The following is a 7,809-nucleotide window of genomic DNA, read 5'->3' as shown; positions in this document are numbered from 1 at the left end:
AGTCCATGACAGTTAGCGCGAAAGAACACGCCTTGCGTCCCGGGCGACCTGTACGGCGCAGAATAGGTCCTGTTGCGCATTAGATTCAGGCACTTGTCTTGGTCCGGCCCGGCGAGTCGGCGCGTGTCAGCTTGCTTATCCTTCCGATAAGCGGCGATGACAACAACCACTGAAGCTGGTAGAACAGGGTCGCATCGCAGTTCCGGGTCGACATCTTCGGCGCGGCGCCGCCTCCCGGTCCAGCGGTCCACCTCAGGAGCTCAGCAGTGATCCGACTTCCGCACAACGGCGCCCGTCTTGCTCTTGCCGCGCTCATACTCATCGTCGTCGGCGGCTGCGCCGGCCTCGACCCGGCGCGAATTCCGCCCATCGATACCGCCGATACGCAGCCCATACCGGGCAAGATCGTCTGGCACGACCTGCTGACCGAGGATCCCACGGCCGCGCGGCGCTTCTATGCGGGACTGTTCGGCTGGACCTTCCGCGACGTGGGTCTCGGCCGCGGGCAGAGCTATAAGGTCATCGAGCACGATGGTCGCATCATCGGCGGACTTGTTGACGCCCGCCGCATCGGTGGCGATGTCAACGTGTCACGCTGGATTCCCGTGCTGTCCGTTGCGGACATGGCCGCGGCGGTGGCCGCGGTACGCGCTGCCGGCGGCACCGTCTACCAGGCCCCGTTGGATATCCCACAACGGGGCCTTGTGGCCGTGGTCGCTGATCCGCAAGGCGCCGTGCTGACGTTGCTCGAGCCCCGCGGCGGCGATCCGGCGGATCGCCCCGCCGAGCCTGGCGACTGGCTGTGGAATGAGATATGGAGCTCGGATCCGGACGCGACGCTGGCCTTCTACAAGTCTCTCGTGCCGGATTACGAGGTTAACCGCATGGGCGACGCCTACAGCAACTATCGCTACCTCAGCGCAGGCGGTGTACCGCGGGTCGGCGTCATGCTGAAGCCGGTGGATCGCATCCCGGACACCTGGGTGGCTTACGTGAAGGTCTCGGATCCGGCAGCCACGGCCGCGGCCGCCGAGCGCCTCGGCGGCGAGGTCCTGCTGCCGCCTCGGAAGAACCCGCGCGGCGGCGAGGTCGCCATCCTGAACGATCCCACCGGTGCGGGTTTCCTGGTCCAGCGCTGGGAGCCCGTTCCCGAGCACCAGGCTGCCCGCTGAAACCATGAAGCCATGGAGAAAAAGCACATGCAACCCGTCCCGGTTCTGACCAGCCTTTCCCGCATCAAATCCAGCGCTTGGCGGCGTACACTCCTCGCCGCCGGCTCCCTGTCGGTCTGTCTTCTGCTCACCGGCTGCTCCGGCGGTGGCATCTACGCCAATATCGGCATCTCCGGGCCAAGCGTCGATCTCGGCCCCGTGTCGGTGCGCACAGGCGTGAGCCTCGGACGCTGGCTCTGAGCGTCCGGCCGGCCGCGCATGTATCGGCCAAGGATCATGCCGATTGCAGATTGGGGTCGGTCCAGAACAAGCGATTGTTTTTAAACACAAATCTCGATCACTTTACCCGGATTCCACACCGTGGACGGGCTATTTTGGGGCCTAAAAGGCCCGCCCAGGCACAAAACCCGCGACTGCTGAAACCGGGCCACCGCGTACGATTTTCTTAGGCCGTCGCTTTTGGCCCCAAAATGGGGCCTCCAAGGCCGAAAAAACCCCGAAAAAAGGTCCTGTTTCCTATTCGATTCAGGTACTTGCCTTGGTCCGACCCCGGGAGCGGGTGTTCAGCTCTTCTGCTGAGTGTCGAGTCGGGTCTTGCTGGGCGATTCGCCAAAAAGCCTGGCGTAGTCAATCGCAAATTGACCGGAGTGCCAGAACCCGAGGTCAAACCCGATTTGCTGCACGCAGCGTTCGTTTCTCCTGGCGAGAATGCGGCGCCGCGCAGCGTGCAGCCGGAGCACCTTGGCGTGTGCGTACGGCGAACGTCCCAGCAGCTCCCTGAACGCGTAGAAGAGCAGGCGCCGGCTCGCGTGCGTTGCTTCGCAGAGTTCGATCACGCTCGGCGGGTTGTCGAGTCGACTACGTATCAACGCCTCGGCCCGACCGACGATGCGCCGGCGCTGGGCCAGGCTGGAGGGGGCATGTCGGACCTGTCGAGCTTCCTGGACCAGTGCGATGATCTTCCCCGCCAGATCGACGCTGGCTCTCGTTCTGGCATGGCCCGCGCTTGACTCGGAGAGAAGCATCTGTGCAATCCGGGCCACGTGGGCCGTGATGCGCGGATCCGACCTGACGCACCAGCGCTTCCACACGTCTTCTGCGGAGGTCTGATGCTCGGCCTGCAAGATCCGCTCGGCGAGCGCCACGGGAATCGAGACGGCGTCCTGGCGATGACCCGCGGCCACCTGCTGGTACACATCCCCACCCGGATTCAGCAGAAGAATCTCTCCCTCATCCAGCTGCTGACCGCGATACCGGCTTCCGGTCCCGCTATGGGTGATGGGCGAAATCGTCCAAAAATCGTCGGAGCGCTGCCCCGAACACAACAGGGTCCGGTTGGCGCTGCCGCCGTACACGAGACAGTCGCCGACACAGGTGGCCGACAGTACGATTTCGATCGGGCCGGGATCGGACTGGGTCACCTCCACGTTCCAGATGTGTCCGAGCGCTTCCCGGAACTGCTCTACCGACTGGTAGTGGATTCGGTTCACTCCATCCAACAAGTACTCTCCCATCGGAATCTTCCGTCCGCGCGATCAGCAGGTTACGTAGACCATAACAAAGCTCCCATGCCTGCGCACCGCATTCAGGGAATGACTGCCGCCCGGCGCCCCTCCCGCCGTGCACTTTTCAGATTGTTTTGCCAAAAATCCCTTTCTATACTTTGGGGGTTTAGGTGAAGGCATCCTTTTTAGATCGGGGCCAAGCCGATCGACGCAGGATCGCCTGGAGCGTCTCCCCTGCCGGCCCTCGCACTGCGCACGGGGAACCCTTTTCCTGCCAGGCGTTGTGCCACCGCTGCCGCACTCGATCCATCGGTGGCGTAAGGTGGCAGGGTCGGATCCCGCGCTTCTTTCCTCGTCCATGCATGGAGTAGTCGGACGTTATGTATCGCTGGCTGTGTGTACTGATGCTGACCACCTTGACGGGCGTGATATCCGCACAGGAGCCCGCAGGAAATGGCAGCGGGATGACGCCGCGGGTGGTCGAGCTCGAGGAGCGGATTGAACACCTCAGCGAGATGCAGTCGGTTGCGGGCGACCTGAAGGAATGGGATCGCGACGGATTCCATTTCCGCCTGGATCAATTGATGCTGGAGGCGCTCGCGAGGGTGGAGCCGGCGTGGCTCGAAATGCCGGCGCTGGAGACGATCCCGACTGTCCGAGGGCGTCTCGGAGACGCCACAGACTGGCTGCTCGAAGCGTCCCTCTCCCGTCTCGAGGGGGTCTACGCCAGAGCGAGCGAGGAGCGTCTGAAACACGACGAGTTTGAAAGCGGTTTACAGGCGAGCGTGTCCCGGGCCTTCATCCAGGATCTGGAGACCCTCGGCTTGGAATACATGAGCGGACTAGGCTCCTTGCTCCGAGTGCGCGAGCGGCTGGGCCTGAGCGTCGAAAACGAATGGAATGCATTCGAGGAATTCGTCACGCGGAACGTCGAGCGCCTCCACGGTCAGATTCGGCTGGATGCCCAGACGCTGACCGAGCTGCGGCGGTGGCTCAGTACAGACCCCTCGAACGCAGACATCGAGTCGGCACTGCGCGCAGTCAACCAGAAGCAGACTCGGAACCTGACGAACATGGCTGCCTGGCTCGGTGTCCTTCAGGGTCTCGACATCGACACGGCCGGCCACCGTGCGTTGCTGATCCAGCAGCAGGGTCGGATCGGAACCGAAATCCTGCAACGTGAAGTCTTCGCGAACATCTGGCGCGAACAGACCCAAAGGCTGTGGCGCAATGCGGCCCGCAACGGTCCGAATCTCCTTCTCCGAGTGTTCACGTTCCTGGCTGTCCTGCTGTTGGCCTGGTTTGTCGCACATGCAATCCGCCGCCTGCTCAAGGCGATCATGGACACCCGGTTTGTTCGACTCAGCCAGTTGATGGAGGAGCGGCTGCTGACTCTGTCATTCGGATTCACGTTTCTTGCCGGAGTGATCGTGGCGCTGGCGACCATGGGGTGGTCCGTGATGCCCATGCTTGCGGGATTGGGGGTCGCCGGAATCGTGATCGGATTTGCGTTGCAGGACTCTTTGAAAAGTTTCGTCGCGGGCTGGATGATCCTTCTCTACCACGCCTACGACGTGGGCGATTACGTTCAGGTGTCGGGCGCTGAAGGCAGGGTCCGGCAGATGACGCTCAACAGCACCAGGATCGCCACCCCGAACAACACGATCAAGCTGGTGCCCAACCGGAAGATCTGGGATGACACGATCGTCAACCTGACGGCGAGCAGGGCCCGCCGGGTGGAACTCGAGATCGCCTGTGGTCCCGATAACGACATGGACCGGGTGGAGAGCAGCATCCGCGAGCTGCTTTCGGAGCACCCGAAGGTTCTGAACAAACCGACGCCCGAGGTTCACCTTGCCCGTATCGGCCCCTCGGAGATGGTCTTCGCGGTCCAGCCCTGGGTGCGAACCGAAAATTACTGGCAGATGCAAAGGTCTCTGCTGAAGGAACTGAGGCAACAGTTCGCGCGCGACGGAATAACCTGAACCTGGGACAGCGGCCACGCGATCCGGCCCGTCAAGGCGAGAGCGGGGTAGCCGAAACCGAACCCTATCCCGTCCGACGCGCCTGGTGGCAGAAATCAGTACCTCGCCGGACCATCGCATTCCAAAATTGGAGGGGGCGCCGTGAAAGTTTTGCAGGATGTCTTTGCGAGCTATCGCGCCTCGCTGCAGTTTCTCGCACCGTTCACCCTGATTCACCTGTCGATCCGCCTGCTGGCGGCGGCGGTCATCGTGCCGGTGTCGGGACTTGTACTGGCCGCCGCCCTCGCGGCGTCCGGCCAAAACGTGGTCACCGACCAGGACATCGCGTGGTTCCTGCTGACGCCGGTCGGATTTGCCGGGGCGCTGGCGCTGATCAGCCTGTCGATCGTGGCCAGCGTCCTCGATGTCGCCGTGATGACCGATACCCTGCGCCGACAAGAGCACAGGGTTCCCCGGGCGTTGCTCTCGGGGCTGGGGCTCTTTCTCGGGCGGTTCGCCGGGCTGTTCGCCTTCGCGTTGCAGCTCGTCCTGCGTGTTCTGCTGATCGCGGCGCCATTCCTTCTGGTCGGCGCGGCGATCGCGTGGCTGGCGCTCGGCCGCTACGACATCAACTATTACCTGACCTACCGGCCGCCGGCCTTCCTTGCTGCCGCAGGGATCGGCGCCGTGCTGCTGGCGGGGCTCGCCGTCGTCCTGGTGGCGCGGTTGTCGAGCTGGGCCATCGCCCTGCACCTGTTCCTGTTCGGAAGAGTGCCGCCGCGACGGAGTTTTGCCGAAAGCGCGCGCCGGCTGCAGGGACAACGAATGCAGGTCGTTTGGCGGATCGTGGTGTGGGCCCTTCTGCGCAGCCTGCTGTTCGCGCTGGTCGCCAGTATCGCCGCGCTGCTGGTCAGCGGGGCACAACAGCTCTTCGGGGCGAACCTTCGCGTGCTGGCGTTTTCGATCGTCGCGCTGCTGCTTCTCTGGGGGCTTGCGAACGCCGTGGTATCCGCCTTTGCCAACGGCGCGCTCGCATCGCTGCTCGAACGGCTCTACCGCGAGGCGACGGGGGATGTACCGGAGAGCACTCGGGTCGTCGCCGGACGTCCCCTGGCGGTCGGGGCGCTTCCGGTTTTGCTTCTGCTCGGCGGCGCTGCGGTCGCGCTGGGCGGGGGCCTCTACCTGGGTGGCAGCCTGGCCGAACGCGTCAGCGCCGAACGCGAGGTCGAGATCATCGCCCATCGTGGCGCGTCCGTGGCGCGGCCCGAGAACACCATGGCCGCCTTCGAGCAGGCCTTGGTGGAAGGCGCAGACTGGATCGAACTCGACGTGCAGGAGACCGCCGATGGCGAGGTCGTGGTCGCCCACGACAGCGATTTCATGAAGATGGCCGGCGTCGATCTGAAGGTGTGGGACGCCACGATGGCGGATCTGGCAGAGATGGACATCGGCAGCTGGTTCGACTCGGCGTATTCCGGTGAGCGCACGCCGACCCTGCGCGAGGTCCTGCTCGCCACCAAGGGCCGCGGCAAGGTCCTGATCGAGCTGAAATACTACGGTCGCGACATCGCGCTCGAACCCCGTGTCGTGGAAATCGTCGAGGAAACGGGGATGTCGGCGGATATCGCCGTCATGTCGCTCAAGATCGAGGGCGTGCGCAAGATGCAGGCGCTGCGGCCCGACTGGACCCACGGGGTCCTGGCAGCCACCGCGGTTGGCGATCTTTCCGCCCTCGATGCCGATTTCCTGGCGGTCAACACCGGACAGGTCTCTGTGGACCTGATCCGGCGCACCCACGCGCAGGGCAGGAAGCTGTACGTCTGGACGGTCAACGACCCGGTCACGATGGTGCGCCTGATCTCGATGGGTGTCGACGGACTGATCACCGATGAGCCGGCACTGGCTCGCCAGGTCATGGAGGCGCGCAACCAATTGTCAGCACCGGAACGCCTGCTCCTCTGGGTAAGCGACCGGTTCCGGCTGAAGAGCTTCGATCTCGTGGCCGAGGAAGCCGATGCCTGAGTATCGGGAAAAGGCCTTCGCTCTGTTGCTGGGGCTTTGCATCGCCGCCATCGCCCCGGCAAGCGCGACCGCAGAGCCGGAACCCGGGGAATCCTTCGCAATGCGCCTTTCCATCGAGATGGCGGCACATCGCCGTCTTGTCGAGGTCATGGACAGGACCGGGCATGCCCCCGCCGCCTTCGTCACCGATGGCTGCAGCGGCGGGCTGTCGATGGCCTGGGACCTGATCGCGGATCTCCTGCCGGCCTTCGCCGAAACCCACGAGAAACACCCGCCCTGGGAAGCCTGCTGCGTAACCCATGACCGGGCGTATCACGCCGCGGGCGGTGCACGCGCAGCCGAAGAGAGCTACCGCACGCGGTTCACGGCCGACCAGGCTCTGCGGGAGTGCGTACTCGACACCGGCGCACGCCGAACACAATACCTGTCCGAAAGCTATGGCCTGACCGAACGGCAGATCGCCAGTGCCTACCGATTGATCGCCGATGCCATGTTCGATGCGGTGCGGCTGGGCGGCGGACCCTGCAGCGGCATGCCATGGCGCTGGGGTTACGGCTATCCGGGTTGCCTGCTCGGCAGGTGAGCGATCCCTCGGGGCCTCCGCCTCCGGATCGCCTACAGCCCCTACGGCGCAGTAGGCGCCACCTAAGCCCAACAGCCTCCTAGGACACCAGCCTCTCGATCTGGGCCGTCATGACGAGCGCAGCGCCACGGGAGGTGGCAATGCATCCAGCGGGAGGTAGGTGATGGATGCGCCACCGCAAGGGTCGCAGCGCCAACCGGTGCGACCCTTGCCCTGCTCCGTGCACTTTTCAGACTGTTCTGCCTGGAACGCCTCTCTATAGTGGGGCCCCAGCACGACCTACGGTGCTGACGGGCCCGAGCGCGACCTGCAGTGCTAACGGAACAGGGCCGCCGGCACAGATCATGGCACGGCGCCGGCGCACTGATGCTGGGCGGGCCGATCCACTTGATGGGCCCGCTGGATTTCATTGCAAGGGCAGATATCGTCCCTGCACTCTCAAAAATTGCAATTGGAGTAAAGAGAAATGGATCGCAGAGTTCTGCTTAAACTGCTTGCCTCGGGCACTGCGCTTACGGCCGCACCGGCCACCCTTTTGGCGCAGATGAAGGGCGAAAAGCCGT

6 protein-coding genes are annotated in these 7,809 nt (G+C 64.0%); 5 read left to right on the top strand and 1 reads right to left on the bottom strand.

What is annotated here, in order from left to right:
• Window positions 1-266: 266 nt before the first annotated feature.
• Together EA346_RS04620 and EA346_RS04615 are read left to right on the top strand one after the other, a co-directional pair.
• Window positions 267-1,172, top strand: a complete 906-nt coding sequence (locus tag EA346_RS04620; RefSeq protein WP_296756171.1) for a VOC family protein — start codon at window positions 267-269, stop codon at window positions 1,170-1,172.
• A gap of 27 nt (window positions 1,173-1,199) precedes the next feature.
• On the top strand, window positions 1,200-1,412 hold the full coding sequence (locus EA346_RS04615; RefSeq protein ID WP_296756170.1) for a hypothetical protein: 213 nt from the start codon (window positions 1,200-1,202) through the stop codon (window positions 1,410-1,412).
• Between the two features lie 323 nt (window positions 1,413-1,735).
• Here EA346_RS04615 and EA346_RS04610 read toward each other — a convergent pair whose 3' ends face one another.
• Complete coding sequence (locus EA346_RS04610) at window positions 1,736-2,593, bottom strand: helix-turn-helix domain-containing protein (protein ID WP_296756168.1); 858 nt, start codon at window positions 2,591-2,593, stop codon at window positions 1,736-1,738.
• Between the two features lie 464 nt (window positions 2,594-3,057).
• Between EA346_RS04610 and EA346_RS04605 the strand changes: the two genes are divergently transcribed.
• From EA346_RS04605 to EA346_RS04595, 3 genes are all read left to right on the top strand, one after another.
• Entirely contained in the window at window positions 3,058-4,662 is a 1,605-nt protein-coding gene (locus EA346_RS04605; RefSeq protein WP_296756167.1) for a mechanosensitive ion channel family protein, read from the top strand.
• Window positions 4,663-4,803: 141 nt separating this feature from the next.
• Complete coding sequence (locus EA346_RS04600) at window positions 4,804-6,663, top strand: glycerophosphodiester phosphodiesterase family protein (protein WP_296756166.1); 1,860 nt, start codon at window positions 4,804-4,806, stop codon at window positions 6,661-6,663.
• Entirely contained in the window at window positions 6,656-7,246 is a 591-nt protein-coding gene (locus tag EA346_RS04595; protein ID WP_296756165.1) for a hypothetical protein, read from the top strand. The genes EA346_RS04600 and EA346_RS04595 overlap by 8 nt, the downstream gene beginning before the upstream one ends.
• Window positions 7,247-7,809 lie beyond the last annotated feature (563 nt).

Origin of the sequence: Thioalkalivibrio sp. (assembly GCF_007692535.1) — a bacterium.
In the GTDB taxonomy this organism is placed as follows: Bacteria; Pseudomonadota; Gammaproteobacteria; order Ectothiorhodospirales; family Ectothiorhodospiraceae; genus Thioalkalivibrio.
This window is presented reverse-complemented; position numbering and strand designations above follow the sequence as displayed.

What these genes read in the sequence shown, in the direction of transcription:
- EA346_RS04615 (WP_296756170.1), top strand. Translation starts at nt 1,200, where the DNA reads ATGCAACCCGTCCCGGTTCTGACCAGCCTTTCCCGCATCAAATCCAGC.
- EA346_RS04605 (WP_296756167.1), top strand. Translation starts at nt 3,058, where the DNA reads ATGTATCGCTGGCTGTGTGTACTGATGCTGACCACCTTGACGGGCGTG.
- EA346_RS04595 (WP_296756165.1), top strand. Translation starts at nt 6,656, where the DNA reads ATGCCTGAGTATCGGGAAAAGGCCTTCGCTCTGTTGCTGGGGCTTTGC.